The sequence below is a fragment of the Xylanibacter rarus genome, from assembly GCF_001275135.1.
GTDB classification, from domain to species: domain Bacteria; phylum Bacteroidota; class Bacteroidia; order Bacteroidales; family Bacteroidaceae; genus Prevotella; species Prevotella rara.
Genome location: NZ_LFQU01000006.1, coordinates 61583 through 88481, shown reverse-complemented (window position 1 = coordinate 88481; position 26899 = coordinate 61583). Strand labels below are relative to the sequence as shown.

Sequence of the window (26899 nt, the reverse complement as noted above, 5' to 3'; positions counted from 1 at the left end):
CTGCACCGTTGACAAATTTTTTACGGTTGGGAAGCATGAAAATATGGGAAAGACTAATACGGGGAATTAAGGCTGAGGATAAGAATGGAATCTTCAGTCAAAAAACTGCATCCGAAACATATAATAATGCTCCGCGTTATGCCGTGATAGATACTGAGATTGGGCTTAGTGACCATAAGGTGCATGACATTGGTGCGCTGCGCCATGACGGTGGCGTGTTTCATAAGTCATCCAAAAGCGAACTGCTCGGTTTTCTGAAAGATGTCGATTATCTGTGCGGCCATAACATCATACACCATGACATAAAATATCTGTTTGAAGACGAGCCGTGCCCATGGATTTTGGTAGACACGCTCTATGTTTCGCCGTTGCTTTTTCCCGAGCGTCCGTATCACAGACTTGTAAAAGACGACAAGCTGGTGAGCGATCAGATGAACAATCCCGTGAACGACTGCGAGAAGGCAAGAGACTTGCTGATGGACGAAGTGGCACAATGGAATTCGCAGCCCGACGAAAAGCGCATGCTGTTTGCGTCGTTATTGAAAGATAAACGTGAGTTTGAAGGATTTTTCAAGATGGTAGGTATAATGGTTCTTGACGACAGACCGGCAGACCTTGTGCGCAGCATATATAAAGGAATGATTTGCGGCAATGCAGACTTAGACATGATGATAAGACAGTATCCATGTGAACTGGCATATGCGCTGGCACTTATAGATACAACAGACCATCGTTCGGTTACTCCCGGCTGGGTGCTTAAGAATTATCCTGCCGTTGAGTTTGTCATGAAGTTGCTGCGTGAGACAAGCTGCAGCGAAGGATGCGACTACTGCAACACAAAGCTCAACGTGAGATATAACCTGAAGACTTTCTTCGGATACGACGGCTTTCGCACTTACGACGGAGTGCCGCTTCAGGAGCAGGCTGCCAAGGCTGCGATAGACGGCAAGTCGCTGCTTGCCATATTTCCTACAGGCGGAGGCAAGTCGCTTACGTTTCAGTTGCCGGCACTGATGCAGGGCCGTTCCGTTCACGGACTGACCGTTGTAATTTCGCCTTTGCAGTCGCTGATGAAAGACCAGGTGGACAATCTTGCTGACCGTGGCATAACTGACGCCGTTACCATTAACGGACTGCTTGACCCTATATCGCGCTCGCTGGCAATAAAAAGAGTGCAGGACGGCGACGCGTCACTCTTGTATATTTCCCCCGAGACTCTGAGGTCGAAGACAATCGAAAAGATATTGACAGCGCGCAATGTGGTGAGGTTTGTCATTGATGAGGCCCACTGCTTCTCTTCATGGGGGCAGGACTTCAGGGTTGACTATCTCTACATAGGCAAGTTTATCAGCGAATATCAGAAAAGAAAAAGGTGCAAGACGCCTATACCCGTGTCGTGCTTTACTGCGACGGCAAAGCAGAAAGTGATACAGGACATCTGCGATTATTTCAGCAAGACGCTGAACATCAATCTTGAACTTTTTGCCTCTAATGCCTCAAGAACCAATCTGCGCTATTCGGTTATATATGCCGAAACCGACAATGACAAGTATCTGAAGCTCAGGTCGCTGGTGTCTGAATTCAACTGTCCCGCGATAGTATATGTGTCGCGCACAAAGCGCACTGTCGATCTTGCGCGCAAGCTGACTTCCGACGGACTGAAGGCTTTGCCTTTCTACGGCAAGATGGATGCCGATGAGAAGATAAGCAATCAGGATGCCTTTATGAGCGGCAGGGTGCGCATAATAGTGGCAACTTCGGCTTTCGGAATGGGAGTTGACAAGAAAGATGTGGGGCTTGTCGTGCATTACGACATATCCGACTCGCTTGAAAATTATGTTCAGGAAGCCGGCAGGGCTGGGCGCGACCCCGAACTGACGGCACGCTGCTACGTGCTGTATAATGACAACGACTTGGACAAGCATTTCATATTGCTTAATCAGACAAAGTTGAGCATCAGCGAAATCCAGCAGGTGTGGAGAGCCGTGAAGAATCTTACCAAACTCCGCACGAAAGTCAGCTGTTCGGCATTGGAGATAGCTCGTTGCGCCGGATGGGATGATTCGGTATATGATATAGAAACACGCGTGCGCACGGCACTCGCCACGCTTGAACAGAGCGGATATCTGATAAGGGGCAACAATGTGCCGCATGTTTATGCTACAGGCATCACCGTGAAAAACATGGACGAGGCAAGAGAGCGCATAACATCATCGGTATTGTTCGGCAGCGACGAAACCGAGACAGCCGTGAGAATAATAAAGTCGCTGATTTCGCAGAAGAACATAGCCAAGGCCGGAGACGCTGAGGGAGAGTCGCGCATTGACTATCTGGCAGACATATTAGGACTGAGCAAGAGCGAAGTGGTGTCTGCTGTTGAGCGTATGCGGCAGGCGGGAATCTTGGCCGACAGCAGGGACATCTCGGCATACCTGCTTGACGCAGGCGACTCTGAGCGTAAGGCAATGTTGCTGCTGACGAGATTTGAGAAACTTGAGAAATACATATTGAGTAGTCTGCCCGATGAACCGCTGCGCATATCGTGCAAGCAGTTTAACGACAATGCCTTAAACTATGGAATAACCACGTCTAAAGAGAAAGACATACGCACCTTACTTTATTTTCTGACAGTGAAAGGATATGTGCGCAAGAAGGAGGACGCACAGCATAACATGGAGTTGAGGCGTGTGGGCGATATGGAGTCGACCATTAAGCGTCTTGAAAAGCGTATGGAGATATGCCAGGTTGCGATAGAATGGCTTTACGGACAGGTGGATGATAAAGACGGCGACAAGTCGGGCAGCAAACCGGTTATGTTCTCTGTTGTGGGACTCCTTAATTATATAAAGCAAAAACAAAAGTCGTTTTTCACCGAGTTAGATAATGTAAAGCTAGATGACGTGGAAGAGGCTCTGCTGTATCTGTCGAGGATAGGCGCGCTCAAGCTTGAAGGAGGATTTCTTGTTCTTTATAATGCGATGAACATACAAAGAATAAAGGACACCAAATCGAGGTTCAAACAGGAAGATTACCGCATGCTCAATGAGTTTTACAAGCAGAAGATACAGCAGGTGCATATCGTCGGCGAATATGCTAACCTGATGGTGAAAGACTATAACACGGCTCTGCAGTATGTCAGCGACTATTTCCGGATGGATTATAAAAAGTTTATATCAAAATATTTCAAGGGTGAGAGAGTTAACGATCTGCAGCGCAATCTTACGCCAAAGAAATACAAGCAACTTTTCGGACAGCTGTCGGAGCGGCAGATGGAAATTATCTCTGATAAAGAGTCGCGCTGTATTGTCGTGGCTGCCGGTCCGGGCAGCGGCAAGACACGTGTGCTCGTTCATAAGCTGGCATCGCTTCTGTTGCTTGAAGATGTGAAGCATGAGCAGCTCTTGATGCTGACGTTCTCGAGGGCTGCGGCGACAGAATTTAAGCAGCGGCTGATGCTGCTAATTGGCAACGCAGCCCACTTTGTGGAGATAAAGACATTCCATTCTTATTGCTTTGACTTGTTAGGACGTATCGGCAATCTTGACGATGTGGACAATGTTGTTGGGCGAGCGGCTCAGATGATTGTTGACGGTGAGGTGGAGCCGTCAAAGATAGGCAAGACGGTGCTTGTTATTGACGAGGCACAGGACATGAGTGACGACGAATATAAACTTGTAAAGGCACTTATGGATGCCAATGATGACATGCGCGTGATAGCCGTTGGTGATGACGACCAGAACATTTATGAGTTTCGCGGGTCTGACTCTAAATATATGTATCAGTTGACCAAGGAAGAGGGGAGCCGTTTTATAGAAATGACGGAGAATTACCGCAGTGAGCGTCATTTGGTTGATTTCTCTAATGACTTTTTGCGTAACGTAAGTCGGAGAATGAAGGTAACGCCTATAAAGTCGATGAAAGACAGCGACGGTAGGGTAGAGGTCGTCCACTGCAATTCTTTGTATATGTATAAGCCGCTCGTGGACTGCTTGATGTCGCATAAGGGCAAAGGTTCGTCGTGCATACTCACACAGACAAACGAAGAAACGGTTACGCTTGTTGCCATTTTGCGCAGGAACGGCATAAGATGTAAACTGATACAGTCGATGGAAGGCCTGCTCTTTTGGAACATGGTAGAGGTGAGATACTTCATGAAATACATAAGCAAGCATGTTACTTCACCGCTGATTCAGGATGATTTGTGGGAAAATGCCAAACAGAAAACATTCTCGCTTTATGAAAGTAGCAAGAGTTTGGTGTATCTGAAGCGTTGCATCGAACTGTTTGAGCAGACCAGCAAGACTAAATATCTCAGCGATTTCAGAGAGTTCGTGTTTGAGTCGTCTGTCGAAGATTTCTGCGACCTGTCAGGGGCCGATGTCGTTGTATCGACAATACACAAGGCAAAGGGCCGTGAGTTTGACGATGTGTATATGCTTATCTCCGGCAATTATGCGAAAGACGACTGCCTGATGCGCCGCTATTATGTAGGAATGACGCGGGCTAAGCAGCGACTCTTTGTCTATACCAACGGCAACTGTTTTGACCGTCTGAGAGCAGACTGCCACATGACAGACCGAGAGCAGTATGCCATGCCCGATGAGATAGTCTTGCTGCTTTCTCACAAAGATGTGTATCTGCAGTTCTTCAAAGGCCGTAAAAGCGAAGTTCTTGCCTTGCGTAGCGGCGACAGGCTTACATACGGTAATCATTTTCTGTATAATGCAGCCGGCATGCCTGTGGCCAAGTTGTCTGTCAATATGCAGAAGACGCTTGCGGAGTGGGAGAGCAGAGGTTACCGTGTCAGGTCGGCATCGGTAAGATTCATTGTTGCATGGAAACCGAAGGATGCTCCGAGGGATGAAGCTGAGACTGCTGTTCTGCTGGCGGACATGATTCTTTCTTTGTGATATTGTGTGCCCCATTTGTCGATTTTATGTGTGCTGTCGTATTGAGAAATGGGCAGAAACGCCTATTCATGCCTTTTTCAGTTTGTAAATAAATATGTGCAAAGTATAGCATATTGCAATTAAAAATGCTATAAATGTTAAATTTAAAAAACATTAAAATAATAAGATTTACCAGGCAAAATATTTCAGCTTTGAAATATTGTATTTATCTTTACCCAGGTTTAGGGAGTTGTTTCTGCTTTATAGTTGATTTTAAATTCCTTTTTTAATAGGTTTTATTCCCATTTCAACCGGTAATTGTTTAAGTTCACAGTCCTCTTTGCATACACACCTGCAGGCGGCATCCTCTCAACAAAATCAAGCTTGATATGGCTTGAAATCTTTATTAAAACAATAATTGTTAACAACAAAAACTTTATCTATGAAAAAAAGTTACTATTTGTTTTTGTTACTTTTAGTAGCAGCAACATCGTTTTCCGTTCATGCGCAAACGGGACAAAAATTTCCTGATTTTAAATTAGGAGTTAGCTCTAAACTACAGACTAATGGCATGCAAAAAGTGAATCCTAATGAGGAAAAAGAAAAAGGAATCCTGATGTATGCAACAACATTAGATGATTATTACAATCAAGAGCGTGGATGGTATAAGTTCTGGTCAAAAGAGCCTCAAAATGCTATAAAGCTAAAAACTTGGAATCCTGGTTCACAGTCATTCGTTGATGGTCTGAGATGTGGATGCTGGGGCGGCGATGCTTATTATGCATTTTATATTTTCCAGTATTCATTGGGATATGACTATCCGTATGCCTTTGTAAAAGTTGAACCGGAGACGGGAGAACTGGATATAGTTAAGAATTTCGAGCAGGGAGATGATTTTTATGACAACTGGCATAGCTATACGTTGTATTGCATGACATATAACCCCGTGAAAGACGAGGTGTATGCTCTTGGACAGACAACAAAAGAAAATCAGGCACAGGTGTCAACTCTTTACAAAATAGACAGAGCTACGGGTACGCCGACAAAACTGCATGATTTTGATTTCATATCTTTTGCTATGTCTGTAGATATGGAAGGTACATTATGGGTGCAGAATTCAATATACGAAGGTGAAAGTAACGTAGGTGCAAAGCTTATTGCATATGATACAGACAACTTCGATGTTAAAAAAGAAGTGAAGCTTTCTTATAACGGAAGTTCGTTTGTTACAGCTTATTATGGAACAATGTCATTTGACTACACTACAGGTGACTTATATTGGATTGCCCTTAGAGCAGATGATAACAAGTAGCAATTGTATACTGTAAATTTGGAAACTGGTAATATGGAAGCTCTTGGAGCATTCTGGGGCGATTTCGTAGGATTGTATATTCCTTATACGTTGCCTGAAAATGAGAATGCACCTGCAAAAGTTCAGGATTTGAAAGCTACTCCCGATATGACAGGATCAATGAAAAGCACATTGACATGGACGAATCCTTCATTGCAGTGGAATAAAAAGGAACTTACAGACCTGAAAGAAGTACAGATATATAAGGATGGTTCAGAAACACCGGCGGCTACTCTCCCTGCAGAAGGCAAGGAAGGACAGGAAATGTCATGGACAGATGAAACTCCAAATGCAGGAATAAACACATATTATGTTGTTCCGTGCAATGAATTTGGAAAAGGTATCAAGGACAGCATTAGCGTTTTCGTAGGCGAGGATGTTCCCGGAGCTGTCGGAAATATTGTGGTGAAGAACAATGGAGAAAGTGTTACTGTTACATGGGATGCTCCAGAATATGGTATGAACGGCGGATATGTAAATCCTGAGGGACTTAAATATACAATCATACGTTATCCTGACGAAATTGAAATTGCTAAAGACCAGACTGAAACTACATTTACAGATACAAATCTAGGTAATCAGCAGTGCTACTATTATACAATACAGACTTCAAACGTAACAGGTGTCGGTGAGACAACAGAGACAGAGAAGTTCATAGCCGGAGCAGCATACACAACTCCTGTGAAATTCAATTTCACAGACCAGATTCTCTCAGAGGCATGGACAAATCTTGGCGATTGGGAATGGAGCGGTGGCTCTATGGCTGGAGACGAAGGAATGATGACAACAACACATCAGAGAGAAAACTGTTGGTTGATTTCACCGGATGTCAAGCTGGAAGCAGGAAAGACGTATAAAATAACAACAAAGATAAAGACTTATTATGGTCCTAATGGCTGTAAGGAAGACTTTAGAATTGCTGTCGGTCAAGGAAAGACTGCTGGCGATATGACAAACGTGCTTCGCGAAGAGAAGGATTACTCTGCAGATGAATATTACTACGTTAAGACATTTGAAGACATTGTTGAGATTAAGGAGACAGGTGTTTACAATTATGGAATAGACGTGTCTTTGGTAACAGGCGACGATATCTTCAGCTTGCAGGAAGTAACGATAGAGGAGATTCATCCTGTTGATATGAGCGCTGTAAGCTTGGATGGAATTATTGATGCAGTATGCAATGGAAATAATACATGTAAGGTAAAACTGTACAACAACTCTTATAAGACGGCAGACAAATACGAAGTTAAGATTGCACGTGTAGACAATGGCAACTATGTTGTCTTAGGTTCAACTACAGATGTTCCTGCTGTTGAAATGTTCAAGACCGCAGAGGTTACTGTAACTTATGTTCCTGATGTTGAAGACCAGGTAGAACTTGTTGGCTTGGTTGAAATTGAGGGTGACGGCGACGAAAGTAATAATGTTACTGAACCGTATACTGTAAATGTTTTGCCGGAAGGCATGCCGCCGTACAATGTACTCGTTACAGATGAAAATACAATAGGTGATGACACCAGAATTCCTATGTCGTTCATCGTAGGTGAAAGTATGACACAGACGTTATATTTTGCAGACGAGATCAATGTTGAGACTGACGGAAGTATAAGCCGTATAGCATATGAATATACTGGTAACGAAATCACTTCTGTTCTTGGTCCGGTAGATGTAAAAATCTATATGTGCAATACGGACAAGACTATCTTCAAAACTGAAAGCGAGGCTATTCCACTTGAAGATATGACACAGGTTTACGAAGGATCTGTAACAATCAATCCTGGAACAAACTTTATGTCTTTCATCCTTTCTGAAGAATTTGAATACAAGAAAGATAAAAACTTGTGTATAGCAGTTGTCAAGAACGGTTTGGTAGGAAATGACTATCCTGCATTGTTTAAGATGTTCAACAATGATGATTTTGAAAATACAAGATCAATCCTTAGTGACGGTTCACCGATGGCATATTGGAAGGTTCCTGTTATACATATGGCTGTAAGGGGTATTGCAGGCAGTATTGAAAATGTAAATATTGGTGCTAACTCTGTATGGTATGATTCAAAGACTTCTACTTTGAACTTTAATGAAAATAACCTTAAGAAGGTTTATGTATATGATATCAGCGGTAAGATGATAAAGATGTTTAATCTGAACGGCTCGCAGAATTCTTTGGCAGTCAATCTTCCTGTTGGATTGTATATAATACACACTGTTGCTGCTGACGGTTCTATGAACAACGTCAAAGTTAATGTATGCAGATAATCTTTTGTCCGGATTACGACCATCCTGTAGCGGAAGGTCGTAATCCGATTTTTATAAAAAGACAATAATAACATCATACCCTATTATTTTATTCAAAATGAAATATCTAAAATTATTATTATTATCTTTGCTCTTTATGCTTGGCCGGGCTGATGTAGCGGCCCAAATTTATTGGGGATACAGTGATAATATCATTTTAAATGGTATCGGTATAGGGCAGAATACAACTGTTTCGGGAGCCATATACATACCTTCTGAAGTAGCAGAACTTTACAAGGGAAAGAAGGCTACGGCTGTACGTGTTGGACTGTATAATTCGGTAAGTGAATTAAAGGTGTTCATTACTGAAGATCTTGACGGTACACCTGAAACAGAGAAAACGTTCGGTTCGCAAAAAACAGGTGTGGCTTCTTTTAGTTTCGATGATGCATACGTAATAAGCGGCAAGGGATTTTATGTGGGATATTCTTGCGTAGGTATAAACCCTATAGGACGTTCAAGCATTTATAATGTAAACGGATGTTGGGTGAAAGACGGAGACAACGCATGGATAGACTATGCCGGTAATGAAGAGTATAAATACAATGCTCTGAATATTGCTGTCCGCATTGAAGGCGAAGACTTGCCCGAAGACGCACGCTTAATAGTAAACAATGAAACATTGGTAAAACCGGGTGAGGGATTTAAACTTACGGCAAAACTTGAAAATCTTTCGACTAAGGCTATAAAGGGCTATAAGGTTGAATACAATATTGACAACGGCGAAACTCAGACAATTGAGAAAACCACGTATCTTACAGGCGGTTCTTCTACAAGCTTCAGCATTGATGTGCCTGCTATTAACGAATTTGGAATGCACACAGTCAATATGAAACTTGTCTCTGTTAATGGCATAGAAGATGCCAATCCTGTTAATAATGATGTTGTTGCATATATCAAAGTTACAGAGAATTCTTTTGTAAGAAGGATGGTTGTTGAAGAAGGTACTGGCACTTGGTGCGGATGGTGTCCTAAAGGAATTGTGGCTTTCGAGTATATGGATGAGAAATATCCTGATACATTTATCGGTATAGCCGCTCACGATAGAGATGTCTTCAGCGAGGACACTTATGCACCTATACAGAATTATTTCGACTCATATCCAAACTGCATCATTAACAGAGACCCGCAAAAGGTTTGCAGTCCGTTGTCGGGTAATCTTGAAAGTGAATACAAGAATCTTGTAAGGGACCAGGCCGTTGCCAGCATGGTGACAAGTGCAAACTTAGAAGACAATGTCGTACATGCAAAGGTTACGGCGACGTTTGCTAATCCAGGCAAGGACCTTGACTATCGCATAGCTTTTGTCATACTTGAAGACAGTATCACCGGAGTTACGCAGGCAAATGCTTATGCCGGAGGTGCGAATGGTGAGATGGGAGGCTTTGAAAATCTTCCTAATCCGGCACCGATTAAATTCAATCATGTGGCAAGAGGTATATTCGATTATAATGGAATAGAAAACAGTATGCCTTCAGAGGTTGAGGTTGGAGAATTTTATGATTTCACTAAGGATATTGAGCTGCCGAGAGTACAGAGCACAAAATATCTGTCAATCGTAGCTTTGCTGATAAATGGTAAGACCGGTATTATAGACAATGCCGCAAAGGCACACATTGAAACCGGAGCAACTGATATCAGAAATAATGAAATAACTAATGTTTCAATTTACGTAACTCCGGAGGGAACAATATGCTGCTCTGAGGAAGGTAAATTGGAAGTTTTCAATCTCCAAGGCATCCAGGTTTCTGGTCATAACCTGACTCATGGTGTTTATATCGTTAAGCATACTTCTGAATCAGGACAGACAACAATGCGAAAAATCAGATTTTAGAATTATTGCCATAAGATAAAACCTATTTTACTAAATATAAGCAGGGCTGAAATCAATTTGATGGTTTCAGCCCTTTTTATTGTCTTTTATGTGTAATTAAACATTGTGGTAGAATAAAACAAGAAGTCCGTGCAACTCAATAAGTTACACGGACTTCTTATATCATATTAGGTTATGAAACCTTATTTCACTTCTTCAAAGTCAGCGTCCTGTACGTTGTCGTCAGCCTTGCCGTTGTTCTGAGCCTGCTGGCCTCCGGCGTTGGCGCCGTTGAAGCCCTGGCCTGCGTTAGGCTGTGCGCCGCCTGCGTTCTGATACATCTGAGCGCTGGCTGCCTGCATAACAGTGTTGAGGCCGTTGATGGCGTTGTCGATGGCTGTGATGTCGCCGCTCTTGTGAGCATCGCGGAGCTGGTTGAGTGCGTTCTCGATGTTGCCCTTCTGGTCAGCCGGAATCTTGTCACCGTTGTCCTTCAGGAAGTTTTCGGTGGTGAAGATCATTGAGTCAGCCTGGTTCATCTTGTCGATGCGCTCACGCTCTTTCTTGTCGTTTTCAGCGTTCTGCTCTGCCTCTGCCTTCATGCGGTCGATTTCTTCTTTGCTCAGACCTGATGAAGCCTCGATGCGGATGGCCTGCTCCTTGCCTGTAGCCTTATCCTTTGCAGAAACCTTCAGGATACCGTTGGCGTCGATATCGAATGTAACCTCAATCTGAGGAACACCACGACGTGCGGGAGCGATGCCTGTCAGGTTGAACTGACCGATGCTCTTGTTCTGTGCTGCCATCGGGCGCTCACCCTGCAGAACGTGGATTGTAACCTCGGTCTGGTTGTCGGCTGCTGTTGAGAACACTTCGCTCTTCTTGCAAGGTATTGTGGTGTTGGCGTCGATAAGTTTTGTCATTACGCCACCCATTGTCTCGATACCCAGTGTAAGAGGTGTTACGTCGAGGAGCACGATGTCGCCTACGCCGCCTTCCTTGTTAAGGATAGCACCCTGGATTGATGCACCCACTGCCACAACCTCGTCAGGGTTAACGCCCTTTGAAGGCTCTTTGCCGAAGTAGTTCTTAACCAGCTCCTGTACGGCAGGTATACGGCTTGAACCACCTACGAGGATAACCTCGTCAATGTCGGCTGTGTTAAGCTTGGCGTCTCTTATGGCGTTCTGGCAAGGAACGAGACAAGCCTGGATCAGAGAGTGAGCCAGCTGCTCGAACTGAGCACGTGTAAGATTCTTTACCAAGTGCTTTGGCACACCGCCTTCGGCTGTGATGTAAGGCAGGTTGATCTCTGTAGATGTAGAGCTTGACAGCTCGATCTTAGCCTTCTCGGCAGCTTCCTTCAGACGCTGCATTGCCATCGGGTCTTTAGAGAGGTCGATGCCTTCAGCAGCCTTGAAGTCGTTAACGAGCCAGTCGATAATAACCTGGTCGAAGTCGTCACCGCCAAGGTGAGTGTCACCGTTAGTAGAAAGCACCTCGAACACGCCGCCGCCGAACTCAAGGATAGAGATATCGAATGTACCACCACCAAGGTCGAACACAGCAATCTTCATGTCTTTGTTTGCCTTGTCAACACCATAAGCCAAAGCTGCGGCTGTAGGCTCGTTGACGATACGGCGAACGTTGAGTCCTGCAATCTGTCCGGCCTCTTTTGTAGCCTGACGCTGTGAGTCAGAGAAGTATGCCGGAACGGTGATTACGGCGTCTGTAACTTCCTGTCCGAGATAGTCTTCTGCTGTCTTTTTCATCTTCTGAAGAACCATTGCAGAAATTTCCTGCGGAGTATATTTGCGGCCTTCGATGTCAACGCGGGGATATCCGCCTTCGTTGACTACTGTGAACGGCACACGTGTTGTCTCTTTTTCACACTGAGCGTAAGTTTCGCCCATGAAGCGCTTGATTGAGTAAACGGTGTTCTTCGGGTTTGTTATTGCCTGACGTTTAGCCGGGTCACCGATTTTGCGCTCACCGTCTTTTACGAAGCCCACTACAGAAGGAGTGGTGCGCTTACCTTCACTATTTGCTATTACAACAGGTTCGTTGCCTTCGAAAACTGCAACGCATGAGTTTGTTGTACCTAAGTCAATTCCTATAATCTTTCCCATAATTATATATTTTTTTGTTTTTATCGATGTTAATTAATTCGCTTACTTTTATACAAATCGTGTGCCAAAGGCGAAAATGTGGCATAAAGTGTGCCACGTGGTGACATTTTGTCGTAATAATATGTCATGTGCTAAGTCCTTTTTTATGCCTTGTTTGCCGGCTATGTGTGATTCTGCGTGATTGTAACATGCTGAATAATAGAGAGTTCGACGGAATGTGCGCCCTTTGGATAAGGCGCGCATGATGCCTTTTGTGGTTATGACAGAATATCATTTCGGTAAATATGCGCGCGCATTATATATAATGTACGCAAGGCGTTGCCGCCTTATAGGCTGAAATCAGCCGTAAGCCGCATCCGGCATCATGCTTTATGCTTATTTCTGTTAGCTGTCTTGTTTATGCTTTCAGCCTGCCTTTACGTGCCGGTATGGCCTTGGCTTGAATGGCAATGGCTGCAAACAAGCCGGCGGCGGCTTGCCCGGCATGGAGCAGATAATGGGCTGAATGGTGATGTTTGGTTGGGGATAAAAACAGAAAACTCTGTCTGTTTAACGCTCTCAGAATGGTCATGCCCTGCGCGGAAACGTGTTTTGACGCGAAAATACGTAAAAAATGATGCTTTTTATAACCTGTTGCTAATCAGTGAGTTAGTAGCTTCTGTGGCGCTGATCGTATCTCCCTTATGCCTAAAAGGTATGCTTTTACGTCGCAAAAGCATATCTTTTGCAAGTCGAAAGGGCACGTTTTGCAGCGTAAAACCATTGAATTTCAGTCGGAAAAACGGCGGTTTGGGGCTTTATAAGCTATGCAGATGTGATGAAATGTTAAATATAGGCAGCCGTAACGCTTGCGCCGTTAACTTCTGTTTGCGTTTCGTTTTCCAGATTAAAGAAAACTCATGTCCTGATTTTTTACTTTCTCATCGCCCGTGAATCAGTCCCTTCCGGAGGATATGTTTATGTATATTATTTGGCGGTTGGTCAGTGTCGTGCCTACAGCCGGTCAGGTTCAGTCAGCGGCGTGCTGCCTGTCTGTCCGGTCAGGTTTCCCGTCATCCCTTCTGTATCCGTTTAGATTTTTATGTCTTGCAATATGTCATGATACAAAAAATCCGGCAAAAGCCGCGCCTGTGGTTCAGTTGTCATGAAACCGCAGCCCGCCTCTTGCCGGACTTTGTCATATAGATTTTTCTGCGTCAGGGCTATGCCTGCTTCTGCGTTGCGTCTTGTTCCTTCACCATGTCGGCACGCGACTTCGACTTGGTTACGAGCCATACGCCGAGACAAACCAGTATGACGGCCAGTCCCTGGCTCGGCTTGAACACGCCGATGCCCGTGAGTATGCTCACCGTAACCGACACGAGCGGCTGCACATAGTTGTATATGCTCACCACGGTGGGGCGCAGCGTGTGCTGTCCTATCATCATCAGGATGTAGCTTATGTATGTGCCGAAGAACACCACGAAGCCCGTTTCGAGCCATGTGCTTGTAGGCACTGCCGCAAAGTTGATGCCTGCCACGTGGTTGAACGTGAACGGCAGGATAAGTATCGTGGCATAGGTGAACATCCATTTGTTCACGGTTATCACCGAGTAGCGCTTTATCAGCTTGCTGAAGAGCGAAAGGTAGAGCGCAAACGACAGCTGCGCGCCGAGGCAGAGCAGGTCGCCGCGGATGTCGCCCACCTTAGAGCTTGCCGCAGCCGCACTCGTAACTATCAGTATCACGGCGCCCGTGCATCCGAACACCACGCCCAGGGCCTTCTTGCCCGTTATGGGTTCTTTAAGTATTATTGCTGCCAGAATCATCGCGAAGATAGGCATCGACGTCGTGACGATGCTCGCGTTGATGGGCGATGTTATGCTCAGGCCTATCGTGTAGCAGCACTGGTTGGTCACAAGGCCGAATATGGCAGCTCCTATAAGCATGAGCAGGTCTTTGCGCGGAACGTGTTCCTTTGGCGTGAACAGCGATGTCAGCCAGAACAGGATGGCTCCTCCTGTTACCCTGAATGTCACCATGTCTATGCCCGTTATGCCGTGCGTCATGGCATCTTTGCCGAGCGGAGCCATCAGACCCCAGAACGCACATGCGAAGAACAGGCAGAGGTGAGCAATTAGCGGACGATTGTTTTGCATGTTGTTTTTATTTTTTGATATATTTACGGGTGCAAAGGTACACATTTTCGGATAAAATAATTATATTTGCTGTCTAAAGAGCTTATTAATTTGATATTATGCAGAAATACGCTGACTATATAGAACAGGTGGAGATAGAGTCGCTATGGAGCGGGCGCCGCCATGTGGAGTGGAACCTCGACCGCAAGGTGAACGTCCTTAGCGGCATAAACGGAGTGGGCAAGAGCACCATCCTTAACAAGCTGGTGAAGAGCGTCGGCATAACTGGCGACATATACAACCATCTGCTCAAGGGTGTTCACATCAAGGTAAATCCGGCTGACGCCACGCATATCCGGTTCGACGTGATACGCTCCTTCGACCGTCCGCTGCTCAATGCCGACATGCTGAGCGAGGTGGGAGCCAACCTTGTGACAGAGCTCGACTGGCAGCTGTTCAAGCTTCAGCGCAAGTTTCTCGACTATCAGGTGAACATCGGCAACCGCATCATTGCGGCCCTTCAGAGCGGAGAGCCCGACGCGGCGGTGAAGGCGCAGCAGCTGTCGGAGCCCAAGAAGAAGTTTCAGGACCTGATAGACGACCTCTTTTCTGATACCGGAAAGAAGATTATACGCACCGAAAACGAGATAAGGTTCACGCAGATAGGCGAGACGCTGCATCCCTATCAGCTCTCGAGCGGCGAGAAGCAGATGCTGGTGATATTGCTCACGGTGCTCATAGAGGACAATCTTCCTTACGTGCTGTTCATGGATGAGCCTGAAGTCAGTCTGCACATCGAGTGGCAGAAGAGGCTCATCGACCTCATTCTCGACCTTAATCCTAACGTGCAGATTATCCTGACGACACACTCGCCGGCCGTGATAATGAACGGATGGATGGACAATGTTACAGAGGTGAGCGACATCACCGACCAGAACTTACGTTAAGGTTTAGGGCATATGAACAGGCGGCTGAAGGACAACATAAACTCAAAATACTTTGAGGCGGCAAACAGACTGAAGTCGAAGACTGCCCGCCGGCGCATCGTGGCCTACGTTGAGAGCTACGACGACGTGCTCTTCTGGCGCATGCTGCTCGGCAGCTATGAGGACGACACAAAATATTTTGAAGTGATGCTGCCGTCGCACAACACGCTCGAGCGAGGCAAGCGCTCCGTGCTAATGAACCTGCTATACGGCAAGGTGGGGCAGGACATGATAGCCTGCGTGGATGCCGACTACGACTATCTGATACAGGGCGCTACGGTTACGTCGCGCAACATTCTAAGCAATCCGTTCGTCTTTCACACCTATGCCTATTCGATAGAGAACCTTCAGTGCTACGCCCCGTCGCTGCACAATGTCTGTGTGATGGTTACGCTCAACGACCACGCCATATTCAACTTCAGCGAGTTCCTCAAGCAGTACAGCGAGGCCATCTTCCCTTTGTTCGTATGGTCTATATGGTACTACCGCAGAGACATCTACACGCAGTTCACCATAACAGAGTTTAACCGCGTGATAGAGATAGGCAGCTTCAGTCTTGGCGCACCGGAGCAGGCCATAGCCAACGTGCGCAACAAGGTTACAAAGAAAATCAACTGGCTGCATCATCATAACCCCAACGCCAAGGAGTCGTATCTGGCGCTGAAGAAAGAGCTGATAAGCCTTGGCGTAACGCCCGACACCACCTATCTATATATACAGGGACATCATCTGTTCGACAAGGTGGTGGTGCCCGTAATGACCAAGGTGTGCGAGCGGCTTGTGCGTGAGCGTGAGAACGAGATAAGGCGACAGGCAGTACATTCAACGCAGATGCGCAACGAGCTTTCGTGCTATTCTCACAGCGTTCAGGACATAGAGCAGATGCTGAAGAAGAACATGGGCTATTACACTTCAGGTCCGTTCATGCGTATGAAGCGCGACATCGAGGCGTATCTTCAGGCCGGCAATGCTGCGGCAGACGGTGATGCGCCGGCAGGTACGCCATCGGAAGATAAGAATTCAGAGAGCAACAGGCACGAGAAAGGGCGGCAATGACAGCCGCCTTCAGTGTGTTTACAATGTGTAAGTCTTGGTAATAATATAGCCGTTGTAATGGCGCAGAAAATGAATAATGCATCTGTTGCGGATGAAATTAATAATTCCGCAGCAGATGCATTATTCATTACTTCTTATATAAAGGTAAAAGTCCGTTTTCAGTAAGTAAAGTCTTATATAAAAAACAGACTCTTGTTGCTTCCCGCAAGCATCAGTTCTCTTTCCAGAAAGCAGGTGTGAACAGCACCAGCACGCTGAAAAACTCGAGACGTCCCATAAGCATCAGTATCGAGCAAATCCATTTTCCGGCGTCAGGAATGCCGCTCCACGACATCGTAGGACCTATCTCAAGACCGAGCGTAGGGCCGACGTTGCTGGCACAGCTCAGTGCTATCGTTACAGAGTTGGTGCTGTCTATGCCCATGCATGTAAGTGAGAAATATGCAAACAGGCACACGGCGAGATAGAGAGACAGAAACACAAGCAGCGTGGCCTGCGCCTGATAGGGCACCGTGTTGTTGCTTATCTTTACGGGCAGCACGGCCTTGGGATGAATGATGTGCCTAAACTCGTTCTTTATAATCTTCAGCAGAATGACGCTTCTGATGCACTTAAAGCCGCCGCTCGTGCTGCCGGCACATGCTCCGACAAACATGCAGATACTGAGAATCACCCATGTTATGTGCGGCCATTTGCCTGCGTCGGCGTTGAATATACCTGTTGTTGTTATAAACGCTACTACCTGGAACAGTGCGTAGCGTAACGAGTCGGCCAGATTATAGTTAAGGTCTTTTATCAGGAAGAACATTATTCCGGCAGTGGCCAGGGCCACAACACAGAAGTAGAACTTAAGCTCGGCATCCTTCACAACCGACTTTATCTTGCCCTTAAAGAGACTTAGATACAGCAGGGTGAAGTTAGTTCCCGACAGAAACATGAATATTATAGAGATATAGTCAATCACAGCCGAATGGAAGTGGCCTGTACTTGAGTTGTGAGGTGCGAAGCCTCCTGTGGCCGTTATCGACATTGAGTAGTTAAGACAGTCGAAAAGACTCATGCCGGCAACATAGAAGCTGGCTGCGCATCCTACGGTGAGAAGCAGGTAGACGGCCCATATAGCCTTGGCGTTGGTGCTCAGTCGGGGGTGCATCTTCGTCTTTATCGGGCCCGTAGCCTCTGCCGAGAACACCTTCATGCTTCCGCCTACGAGCGACGGCAATATGGCAATGGTGAAGAACACGATACCAAGGCCGCCGATCCAGTGGGTCATGGAGCGCCAGAACACGAGGCCGTGGGGCAGGCTCTCCACATCGTCGATAATCGTGGCTCCTGTGGTTGTGAAGCCCGACATCGTCTCAAAGAAGGCATCTGTGAAGCTCGGTATATATCCGCTTATCACGAACGGCAGGGCACCAAGAATACTGAATATGACCCATGTCAGCGTTACAAGCAGATAAGCGTCGCGGCGTCCCATACTGTTTTCAGCATGATAGCCCTTATATTTCAGTCCTATGGCCGTGGTGACGGTTATGGCTATTGATATGACAAACGCCATAATGTCGTCTTCTTTATAGTAGAGCGACACGCACAGGCTGTAGAGCATCATTATCGCTTCAATAAAGAGCAGCGAGCCTATAACCTTATATATGATTTTGAAGTTTATCATTTTATGCTTTTAGTTGAAGAACTTTTCTATTTTGCTCATGTTGACGTTGTGGCAGAACACAACCACTATGTCGCCTGCCTCAATCTCCGTGTTACCGGACACAAGATGTCCTTCGCCGTTTCTTACCAGTCCTCCAATTGTCGTTCCCTTGGGAAGTCCCAGCTCGTATACTTTCTTTTTGGTTATCTTCGAACCCGGCTGTGCCGTAAACTCGGCCACGTCGGCGTTTGCGGTCATGAGGAAACGGGTGTTCTTCACGTCGGCGTCGAGCATCATCTGGTAGATGTGGCTTGCGGCTATGGCCTTCTTGTTGACGATAGTACCGATGTCAAGGCTTTCAGCCATGCTCACATAGTCGAGGTTTTCAACCATTGCTATGGTCTTTCTCACGCCCATGCGCTTTGCCGTAAGGCATGCCAGGATGTTTGTCTCGGCATTAGCCGTCAGGGCAACGAAGGCCTGCGTGTTCTTTATTCCTTCCTCAATGAGCAGCGGCAGGTCTCGTCCGTCGCCGTTTATCACCATCGTCCTGTCGGTGTCTACAATCTCATTGATATATTCGCAGCGCTTCTCGTCGGCTTCAATGATCTTTGCGTTCATGTATTCGGGCATGGTCAGCGCGGCTCTTATGGCCGTGTTGCCGCCTCCCATTATCATCACGTTCCTTACGTCCACGTAGTGTTCCTTGCCGACAATCTTTCTGATATACGGAATATAGTTGCGTGTGGTCATGAAGTATGCCATGTCGTATATTTTCAGTTCGTCGTCGCCTCGTGGTATAATGGTGTCTTCGCCGCGTTTTATCGCCACGATGTGATATGGCGATTCGGGCTTGCAGAGGTCTTTTAGCGGCTCGTTCAGAATCTCACATGTCTCCCTCAGCTTTATGCCGAGCATTATCAGCGCGCCGTTGTGCACGTCCCAGCGCTGCCTCACCCAGCTCATCTTCAGACCGTTGGTTATGTCGCGTGCGGCGAGGTTCTCAGGATAGATGAGCGAGTCGATGCCGAGATTGTTGAAAAATTCTTTCAGCTTTTCGTCAATAAACTCATAGTTGTTCACCTTTGCCACCGTTCTTTTTGCTCCGAGAGCCTTTGCAAGTATGCAGCTGTTCATGTTCATGTTCTCGTCAGGCGTGACTCCGATGAACAGGTTGGCGTGTTGCACGCCGGCGTTTTTAAGAGTTTGTATGCTCGAAGGCGAGGAGTGGATGGTCATCAGGTCGTAGTCATTGCTGATGTTGTTGAGCCTTTCCTCGTCTTCGTCGATCAGCACAATGTCCTGATCGTTGCGTGATAACAGCTTTGCCAGGTGAGTTCCTATGGCATAAGCTCCAGCTATGATGATTTTCATTTTACATCTTTATTGTTTAGGATATGCTGCCTATGGCATTCTTTATTGTCGCGGCTATCGTTTCGTTGTCGATTCCCGTTATGTGCTGCAGTTCGTTTACGGTGCCCTGTTCGATAAACTTGTCGGGCAGTCCGAGTCTTGTGACGCGTGTTGTATAGTTGTTGTCGCTGAGCCATTCGAGCACGGCTGAGCCGAATCCGCCCTTGCGCACTCCGTCTTCAACGGTTATGATATGCTTGAACTTTGATGCTGCCTCGGCCAGAAGTTTCTCGTCGAGCGGCTTTATGAAGCGCATGTCGTAGTGGGCAATCTGTGCTCCGCCGCATTCTTTCTCTACGGCTTCTATGGCCTTGGTAACGTTGTTGCCTATCGGGCCCACTGACAGCACGGCCACGCTGTTGCCGTCTTTCAGCTTGCGTCCTGTTCCTACTTCAATTTCTTCAAACTCATTGTGCCATTCTACTATCACGCCGTGTCCTCTCGGATATCTTATCACGAAAGGTCCTTTGCCGTCGAGCTGCGCCGTGTACATAAGGTTGCGCAGTTCGTGCTCGTTCATAGGCGAGGCTATGGTCAGGTTAGGCACGGGTCTCAGGGCAGCAATGTCGAAGGCGCCGTGGTGTGTGGCTCCGTCTTCGCCTACCAGTCCGGCGCGGTCGAGACATATAACGACGGGAAGTTTCAGTATTGCCACGTCGTGAATGATGTTGTCGTAGGCGCGCTGTGCGAACGAACTGTATATGTTGCAGAACGGCAGCATGCCTTCCTTTGCCATTCCTGCCGAGAACGTTACGGCGTGGCCTTCGGCAATGCCCACGTCGAAGGCTCTGTCGGGCATGGCCTTCATCAGAATGTTCATGGAGCATCCTGTAGGCATTGCCGGCGTAACGCCTATTATGCGCGGATTGTTCTTTGCCAGTTCGAGCAGCGTCTCGCCGAACACTGTCTGATATTTAGGCGGCACTCCAGTCTCGTCGTCTGTTATGCGCTCGCCTGTGTTGATGTTGAATTTTCCGGGGGCATGCCATATCGTTGCAGCCTTTTCGGCCGGTGCATATCCGTGCCCCTTTATTGTGTGCAGGTGCAGCAGCTTGGGGCCTTTCATGTCCTTTAGCTGTCGCAGCACCCTTACCAGTTCTGTTATGTTGTGTCCGTCGAATGGGCCGAAGTATCTTATGTTGAGGCCTTCAAAGATGTTCTGCTGATGGCTTATGGCCGACTTCAGCGCGTTGTTCAGCCTCAGTATGCCCTGCCGGCGGTCTTCGTCGAGATATCCCTTTGCGTTGAGCCATTTCGACAGTTTGAATCTAACATTGTTGTAGGTCTCGTTGGTGTTCAGCTTCAGCAGAGCCTGCTTCAGTCCGCCTACGCTGCGGTCTATGCTCATGTTGTTGTCGTTGAGGATGATGAGCATGTCGTTAGGCGTGGTCGACACGTTGTTGAGTCCCTCAAAGGCCAGTCCGCCGCTCATGGCGCCGTCGCCTATAATAGCCACCACATGTCTCTTGCCGTTGCCGGTCTTCTTTGCAGCCAGTGCCATTCCCAGCGCGGCAGAAATAGAGTTAGAGGCATGTCCGCACACAAAACTGTCGTATTCGCTTTCTAACGGCGACGGAAAGGGCATTATTCCGTTCAGCTTGCGGTTGGTGCAGAAGCGGTCTTTCCTGCCTGTCAGAATCTTGTGTCCGTAGGCCTGGTGTCCCACGTCCCAAACCAGTCTGTCTTCCGGTGTGTTGAACACGTAGTGCAGGGCTACGGTAAGTTCTATTGCTCCCATGCTCGAGGCCATGTGCCCCGGGTTTACCGAAAGTTCTTTCAGAATGTCGTCGCGCAGCTCTTTGCACAGTTGCGGCAGCTGTTCTTCTTTCAACTTTCTTAAGTCGGCGGGATAATTTATTTTGTTAAGAAGCTTAAAATCGTTAGATTCCACGGTCGTCTTATTATTGAATATCATTGCAAAGATAATGTAAACAGATTGAAGAACAAAATAAATTCGTTTATTTTTATTAAGGTGTAAAGTGCCCTGGCGGATGAAATGGGGGCGTTAATGACTGTAATTAAGTGGGGATAAATGTAAAATGAAAGGCCGTATAGTGTGTTTTTCAATAAAAAGATGTAAATTTGCGACAAACAAAAAAATAAAGAAAAAATGAATATTAACAAGGGTATTTTCATGTCGGGCATGGTGGTTGCGCTGTTATCGCTGCCATGTCATGCACAGACAAAGGACGGAGGCATATCGGCTGATATGCTCAAGGAAATTCAGCAGTCGCAGAAGCTGACAACTGCCGACAAGGCTTTGTTTAACGCCGTGGCGTCTAACAGTATCGACAACCTGGCTCAGAACTACGCCAACCAGGGAGCTCTCGACACTTACTTCAGCGTTGAGACCAAGTCGCAGAACATTACCGACCAGAAGCAGAGCGGTCGTTGCTGGATGTTCAGCGGCTTCAACGTGATACGCTCAAACTTCGCCAACCGCACCGACTCGCTTCGTGTCGACCTGTCTCATGCTTATCTCTTCTTCTGGGATCAGCTCGAGAAGTCAAATCTTTTCCTGCAGGGCGTTATCGACTGTGCGTCGAAGCCTATGGACGATGTGCGTGTTCAGTTCTTCTTTAAGAGTCCGCTCAACGACGGCGGTACATTCTGCGGTGTGTCAGACCTTGTTGACAAATACGGACTTGTGCCTGCAGAGGTAATGCCCGAGACATTCTCTGCCGAGAACACATCTAAGGCTACGTCACTGATTAAGTCAAAGCTGCGCGAGTTCGGCCTGAAGCTGCGCGACATGGCTAACGGCGGAAAGAGCGCAAAGGAGATTAACGCCGAGAAGACAAAGATGCTGGGCGAGATCTACCGCATGCTGGCTCTTACCATAGGCGAGCCTGTAAAGGAGTTTACTTATGCCTTCAAGAACAAGGACGGACGCACCGTTACCGAGGCAAAGAAATTCACTCCGAAGTCGTTTGCTGCCGAGATGCTTGGCGGCAAAGCCATAGGCGGCTCTTTCATCATGGTTATGAACGACCCGCGCCGCGAGTATTACAAGACTTACGAGGTGGAATACGACCGCCACACATACGACGGAACTAACTGGAAATATCTTAACCTGCCGATGGAAGAAATAGCCAAACTTGCCATCGCCTCTCTGAAAGACGGCAAGAAGATGTACAGCTCTTACGACGTAGGTAAGTTCCTTGACCGCAAGCGTGGCTATTGCGACCCGCGCAACTATGACTACGGCTCGCTCTTCGGCACAACATTCGGCATGAACAAGGCTCAGCGCATTATGACTTACGACAGCGGCTCTACTCACGCCATGACTCTTACGGCCGTTGACCTCGACGCCAAGGGCAACCCCACAAAGTGGAAGGTTGAGAACAGCTGGGGCGGCGACTGGGGCCAGAAGGGCTGCCTGATAATGACCAACGAGTGGTTCAACGAGTATATGTTCCGCCTCGTTGTCGACAAGAAGTATGTTCCTGCCAAGACTCTTAAGCAGTATGAGCAGAAGCCTGTTATGGTTATGCCCGAAGATCCGCTCTTCTTGCCGGATGAATAGTTGTTTTAGGAGTTAAAGTAGTTAAAGCCATATGCCTTGTGGTTTTCTCGATGATTGTTAGCTACGTGACATAATTCTTTAATTTGTATCTTACTCATACTTAAAAATAAAATCCGTCGGACGTCCTTTTGTCCGGCGGATTTTTTATGTCTATGAATATAAAATATTTGTTTCAGAACTTTAGGCTTATGCCTGCCATCACTGTGCGGCCTCTCAACGGAACGCGCAGGAATGTGTAGTTTGAACCTTGATATGACGAAATCTCGTAGCTTTCGCGGTTAAGCAGGTTGATGGCTGTGAGCGTTACGCTGAGCGTCTTGCTGAAGTCATACTTTGCTCCGGCGTTCAGAAACAGGTTGGTTGAATATTGGTCGTGGGTTATCTCGTATGTGGTTCCGGCAGCATCTGCGTACAGGCGCAGAGCTTTTATCGGCATAAAGTCGAGGCTCAGTGAGCAGTATGCATTTTTCAGAACGTTGTCTGTTGACGAGAAAGTGTCGGGGCGTTTCCATGTTATGTTGCCTGCAACGGTCAGGTTTGCCGTCAGCCAATTAAGTTTGTCCCATGACGCACCCACTTGCGCGTTGGCGGCATTATATCTTATATAGCCTTCAACGCCATTCTGTGAGGCAAGCGCCTTGTTGTAAGAGTAAGAGACAGAGCCTTTCAGCGTGAACCTTGCGTTGCGCCATATCTTCTTAACGTTGCCGACACCGCTGAATGATGTGTGCGTGTTGTCGGCCCATACAGGATTTATCAGCGTCAGGTCGCCTGCGTAAAGATAACTGAAATAACGGTCTTGATTAATCTGCTGCCAAATGGCATACACATTCCATGACAGCATTGTTGCCGTGTTGAGCCACGACAACCGTATGCTGGCAGTCTTAGTGCGGCTGAACGACATCGAGTCAGCGCCCAGTGTATAGGTGCGGTAGTTGTTCATCATTGTCCCGTAGAAAGGCACGCTCCGTGTGTCGGCATTGCGTATGATACCTACTGACGCGTCGACAGATGCCATTGTGCTGAGCTTATAGTCGATGTCGAGCATTGGCGAGAACATCACCTTGTGCGTCTTTATGCCGCGCATCGGGTACGAATAAGAAATATATTCAACCGGCAGGGTGAGTGTCAGCGAGCCGTCGGGCAGGTTGTATTCGTATTTCGGCTCAAGGGTGTGAAGCCAGTAGCTGCCCGTCATATCGTCCTTAACACCGCTCACGGTTGTCTCGTTGCGCTTGTATTCCATGATGTAGCCTATGCCGAGACTGCCGCCGAAAAGGCTGAAGTTGGTGCCTATGCGGTTGCGCGTAAACAGGTTGCGCAGTCTTGCCGTATAGTCTGTCGGCATTTCTTCATCGCCTGATGTAACGCCGAGCCGTTCGCGCGAGCCGTAAAGGCGCACTATCGACGACATGTCGAAGAGCATAGCGTCGGTGTTTATCGTTGCTTCGAGTATGTTCTGCACGTCATATTGTTTGCGCTTTACCTGTTCCTGCAATATGCCTATGTTGCTGCTGACGTTGTTTAGGGCGTCGCCGAGTCCTAACGTTGCCGACGCTTCATCCGTGAGATACACGCTCTTTGTGTTCTGTTCATAGCGCAAAATGCCCTTCACAAGGTCGTTCCTGTTGTGTATGTTGTTGTTTTCAAACACGTTTACTGTATCATCCTTGGCTGTGTAGCTGTTGAAAATACTGTCTTGTTGCAGTCCGCTGTCATGATAATACATAACATTCATGCGCAGCGTTTTTTCCTGTGTGAAGGCGTGCAGATAGTTAAGTCCCGTGTAATACGACTTGTTTTTAAGATAATACAGCTGCGAGATTGGCGGCGTCTGTGCCGTTGGTGAGTACATGAAAGGCGCGGGCAGCGGCTCTGTGGTGTACATTCCCGTATAGCTGTTCATGCCTTGGGTAAGACTCTCCAGACTTATTCCGCAGTTGTTCATCATTCCTGTGAACAGCAGCTGGTTTTTCTTGTTTATGTTTATTGCCGTCAGTCGGTTGTCCCATGTCACGGGACTTCCGCCTATGTTGCCGTCGGCCTCGCCGAAGGGGCGTGCCTTGTAGCCTCGTTTCAGTTTCAGGTTGAGCGTTGCGCGGTCGTTGCTCACCTTGCCTTCAAGGGCCTTTATCGGCTGGTTGCGCTCCATTATCTGCACTTGCGCCACGGCCTCGGCAGGCATGTTTTGCGTGGCCTGGTTATATTGTGCGCCCATGAGGTCGAGCCCTTCTATGTTCACTTTGTTTATCGGCTTGCCCTGATAGCTTATTTCTCCGTTGTTGCTCACCTCTATGCCCGGCATCCGCTTCAGCACGTCTTCTATGCTTCGGTCCTGTTTCTGTCGGAAGGCGTCAACGTTATACAGCAGCGTGTCCTTGCGCCGTGTTATAGGGTCGGCTGTCACGGTTACGTTTTTCAACTCTACGGCCTTGCGCTCAAGTCGCGCGTCATACACGTTGCAGCCTTCTTTGAGCGGTATGCGCCGCGTCTCGTAGCCGAGAAACGCAAACTCAATCTGCCGTCCGCCGTTCACGGCTTTCAGCCTGTATGTTCCGTCTCTTCTTGTCAGCGCGTATGCAAGGAGCGAGTCCTTGCCGTCCAGCAGTTTGCACGTAACGTTGCCTACGGCTTTTCCTGCAGTATCGGTAACTTTTCCCGAATAAGCCGTCATGTCATTCTGAGCCGCCGCACTAACGCAGTCAAGCACCAGAGAAAACAATATTAAGATAAAGTTTTTTACCATTTCAATTCAAGCATATTACTCGGACGGCGTGGATAATTAGCCTCTTGCGATACCCATTTGCCGTTCACTTTAGTCTTCACTTTAAAAACTTCTATTGAGAGATTGTCATAGTTCTCTATATCGTTGCAGCACGAAGTTAGAGCCTCTTCGCGGCTTACAGTCTTCAGCTTGCCCCAGAACTCTTTTTCATAAAGATACATGTCGCGGTAAGAATGTGCCTTCTCCATGCCGGCATAGGTGAATATCCAGTTGCCTTTTGTGTCACGGATATCTATTATCAGTCCGGGTAGTCCGTTGAATATATACGGTCCGTAGGGCAGGCTTATGTTGTCGGCATACCATGCCACATAATCTCTTCCGGCATAGCTGCATGTGGCTTTCTTGCAGGGAATGTCACTTATTATTGTGTCTCCCGCTGCAAGATTCCAGTCGATCTGTGGCGTGAAGGAGTATTCAAAGTTATATAAATTGTCATAAAACTGCACTTTGGTCTGATAATCAGCAAGGTCAGTAATGCTAACTGTGTAATAGTTGATTCTGCCTATTGCTTCATTCCATGTTTTGATGGCCTGTCTGTCGCGTGCGTTTTTCTTGCTTTTTCCCATGTAAATATCCATCGAGTCGAGTGCAAGCTGATAATAGTCGCCATACTTTTGGTATTTATCTGATATTTGCAACAGTGTCTTTGCCTCGGTATATTTATCCGTCTTGGTGCTGTCTTTCAAGTATTTCAGGTCGTAATACACCGCGATTTTGGCCGTGTCGTACACTTCTTTTCTTATTTTCCTGAACGCATCCAGACCTCCGTCATAGCTTGTTATGCGTGGCATCTGTGCTTTTACAGACATAGGCAATGTGCATAAAATAGCGATTAATGAAGGAAATATCCGTTTCATATATTCTTAGTTATACTTAATCGTAAGTATT

15 protein-coding genes are annotated in these 26899 nt (G+C 47.1%); 8 read left to right on the top strand and 7 right to left on the bottom strand.

Features of this window, described 5'->3' with window-relative positions; translation table 11 throughout:
- Positions 1-35 precede the first annotated feature (35 nt).
- The 4 genes from ACU52_RS04935 to ACU52_RS04920 all read left to right on the top strand — a co-directional run bounded on the left by ACU52_RS04935 (position 36) and on the right by ACU52_RS04920 (position 10372).
- On the top strand, positions 36-4910 hold the full coding sequence (locus tag ACU52_RS04935; protein ID WP_053398001.1) for a RecQ family ATP-dependent DNA helicase: 4875 nt from the start codon (positions 36-38) through the stop codon (positions 4908-4910).
- 421 nt (positions 4911-5331) lie between these two features.
- Entirely contained in the window at positions 5332-6201 is an 870-nt protein-coding gene (locus tag ACU52_RS04930) for a hypothetical protein (RefSeq protein ID WP_147630779.1), read from the top strand.
- Positions 6202-6219: 18 nt separating this feature from the next.
- Positions 6220-8499 carry a T9SS type A sorting domain-containing protein gene (locus tag ACU52_RS04925; protein ID WP_147630778.1) on the top strand — a complete coding sequence of 760 codons (2280 nt, stop codon included), beginning with the start codon at positions 6220-6222 and terminating at the stop codon, positions 8497-8499.
- Between the two features lie 97 nt (positions 8500-8596).
- Positions 8597-10372 (top strand): Omp28-related outer membrane protein, encoded by a 1776-nt coding sequence (locus ACU52_RS04920; protein WP_147630777.1) that lies wholly within the window; start codon positions 8597-8599, stop codon positions 10370-10372.
- 182 nt (positions 10373-10554) lie between these two features.
- Here the strand turns inward: ACU52_RS04920 and dnaK are convergent, their stop codons facing one another.
- A complete protein-coding gene (gene dnaK / locus ACU52_RS04915; RefSeq protein ID WP_053397963.1) occupies positions 10555-12480 on the bottom strand; it encodes a molecular chaperone DnaK in 1926 nt (641 codons plus the stop codon).
- A 399-nt stretch (positions 12481-12879) separates the two neighbouring features.
- Here dnaK and ACU52_RS15025 point away from each other — a divergent pair, with 399 nt between their 5' ends.
- Positions 12880-13413 (top strand): hypothetical protein, encoded by a 534-nt coding sequence (locus tag ACU52_RS15025; protein WP_147630776.1) that lies wholly within the window; start codon positions 12880-12882, stop codon positions 13411-13413.
- A gap of 269 nt (positions 13414-13682) precedes the next feature.
- On the opposite strand, the gene ACU52_RS04910 is transcribed toward ACU52_RS15025, so the two are convergent.
- On the bottom strand, positions 13683-14618 hold the full coding sequence (locus tag ACU52_RS04910) for a DMT family transporter (protein WP_021855715.1): 936 nt from the start codon (positions 14616-14618) through the stop codon (positions 13683-13685).
- A gap of 98 nt (positions 14619-14716) precedes the next feature.
- Between ACU52_RS04910 and ACU52_RS04905 the strand changes: the two genes are divergently transcribed.
- Together ACU52_RS04905 and ACU52_RS04900 are read left to right on the top strand one after the other, a co-directional pair.
- On the top strand, positions 14717-15544 hold the full coding sequence (locus tag ACU52_RS04905) for an AAA family ATPase (RefSeq protein WP_021855714.1): 828 nt from the start codon (positions 14717-14719) through the stop codon (positions 15542-15544).
- A gap of 12 nt (positions 15545-15556) precedes the next feature.
- Complete coding sequence (locus tag ACU52_RS04900; RefSeq protein WP_082335170.1) at positions 15557-16639, top strand: DUF4435 domain-containing protein; 1083 nt, start codon at positions 15557-15559, stop codon at positions 16637-16639.
- Positions 16640-16850: 211 nt separating this feature from the next.
- On the opposite strand, the gene ACU52_RS04895 is transcribed toward ACU52_RS04900, so the two are convergent.
- Genes ACU52_RS04895 through dxs form a run of 3 tightly spaced genes read right to left on the bottom strand, consistent with a single transcriptional unit; the run spans position 16851 to position 21591 of the window.
- On the bottom strand, positions 16851-18308 hold the full coding sequence (locus tag ACU52_RS04895; RefSeq protein ID WP_021855712.1) for a TrkH family potassium uptake protein: 1458 nt from the start codon (positions 18306-18308) through the stop codon (positions 16851-16853).
- A 9-nt stretch (positions 18309-18317) separates the two neighbouring features.
- Positions 18318-19661: a Trk system potassium transporter TrkA gene (trkA, locus tag ACU52_RS04890; RefSeq protein ID WP_021855711.1), complete on the bottom strand. Its 1344-nt coding sequence runs from the start codon at positions 19659-19661 to the stop codon at positions 18318-18320.
- 16 nt (positions 19662-19677) lie between these two features.
- Positions 19678-21591: a 1-deoxy-D-xylulose-5-phosphate synthase gene (dxs, locus tag ACU52_RS04885; protein ID WP_053398000.1), complete on the bottom strand. Its 1914-nt coding sequence runs from the start codon at positions 21589-21591 to the stop codon at positions 19678-19680.
- A gap of 219 nt (positions 21592-21810) precedes the next feature.
- Between dxs and ACU52_RS04880 the strand changes: the two genes are divergently transcribed.
- Positions 21811-23226, top strand: a complete 1416-nt coding sequence (locus ACU52_RS04880; protein WP_193391572.1) for a C1 family peptidase — start codon at positions 21811-21813, stop codon at positions 23224-23226.
- Between the two features lie 172 nt (positions 23227-23398).
- On the opposite strand, the gene ACU52_RS04875 is transcribed toward ACU52_RS04880, so the two are convergent.
- Both ACU52_RS04875 and ACU52_RS04870 read right to left on the bottom strand, forming a co-directional pair.
- Positions 23399-25972: a TonB-dependent receptor gene (locus ACU52_RS04875; RefSeq protein ID WP_053397962.1), complete on the bottom strand. Its 2574-nt coding sequence runs from the start codon at positions 25970-25972 to the stop codon at positions 23399-23401.
- The gene (locus ACU52_RS04870; protein ID WP_082335169.1) at positions 25966-26868 is read right to left on the bottom strand and encodes a GLPGLI family protein; all 903 of its coding nucleotides are present in this window, start codon (positions 26866-26868) and stop codon (positions 25966-25968) included. Before ACU52_RS04870 ends, ACU52_RS04875 begins: the two co-directional genes overlap by 7 nt.
- Positions 26869-26899 lie beyond the last annotated feature (31 nt).

What these genes read in the sequence shown, in the direction of transcription:
- ACU52_RS04935 (WP_053398001.1), top strand. Translation starts at nt 36, where the DNA reads ATGAAAATATGGGAAAGACTAATACGGGGAATTAAGGCTGAGGATAAG.
- ACU52_RS04930 (WP_147630779.1), top strand. Translation starts at nt 5,332, where the DNA reads ATGAAAAAAAGTTACTATTTGTTTTTGTTACTTTTAGTAGCAGCAACA.
- ACU52_RS04920 (WP_147630777.1), top strand. Translation starts at nt 8,597, where the DNA reads ATGAAATATCTAAAATTATTATTATTATCTTTGCTCTTTATGCTTGGC.
- dnaK (WP_053397963.1), bottom strand. Translation starts at nt 12,480, where the DNA reads ATGGGAAAGATTATAGGAATTGACTTAGGTACAACAAACTCATGCGTT.
- ACU52_RS15025 (WP_147630776.1), top strand. Translation starts at nt 12,880, where the DNA reads ATGCTTTCAGCCTGCCTTTACGTGCCGGTATGGCCTTGGCTTGAATGG.
- ACU52_RS04910 (WP_021855715.1), bottom strand. Translation starts at nt 14,618, where the DNA reads ATGCAAAACAATCGTCCGCTAATTGCTCACCTCTGCCTGTTCTTCGCA.
- ACU52_RS04905 (WP_021855714.1), top strand. Translation starts at nt 14,717, where the DNA reads ATGCAGAAATACGCTGACTATATAGAACAGGTGGAGATAGAGTCGCTA.
- ACU52_RS04900 (WP_082335170.1), top strand. Translation starts at nt 15,557, where the DNA reads ATGAACAGGCGGCTGAAGGACAACATAAACTCAAAATACTTTGAGGCG.
- ACU52_RS04895 (WP_021855712.1), bottom strand. Translation starts at nt 18,308, where the DNA reads ATGATAAACTTCAAAATCATATATAAGGTTATAGGCTCGCTGCTCTTT.
- trkA (WP_021855711.1), bottom strand. Translation starts at nt 19,661, where the DNA reads ATGAAAATCATCATAGCTGGAGCTTATGCCATAGGAACTCACCTGGCA.
- ACU52_RS04880 (WP_193391572.1), top strand. Translation starts at nt 21,811, where the DNA reads ATGAATATTAACAAGGGTATTTTCATGTCGGGCATGGTGGTTGCGCTG.
- ACU52_RS04875 (WP_053397962.1), bottom strand. Translation starts at nt 25,972, where the DNA reads ATGGTAAAAAACTTTATCTTAATATTGTTTTCTCTGGTGCTTGACTGC.
- ACU52_RS04870 (WP_082335169.1), bottom strand. Translation starts at nt 26,868, where the DNA reads ATGAAACGGATATTTCCTTCATTAATCGCTATTTTATGCACATTGCCT.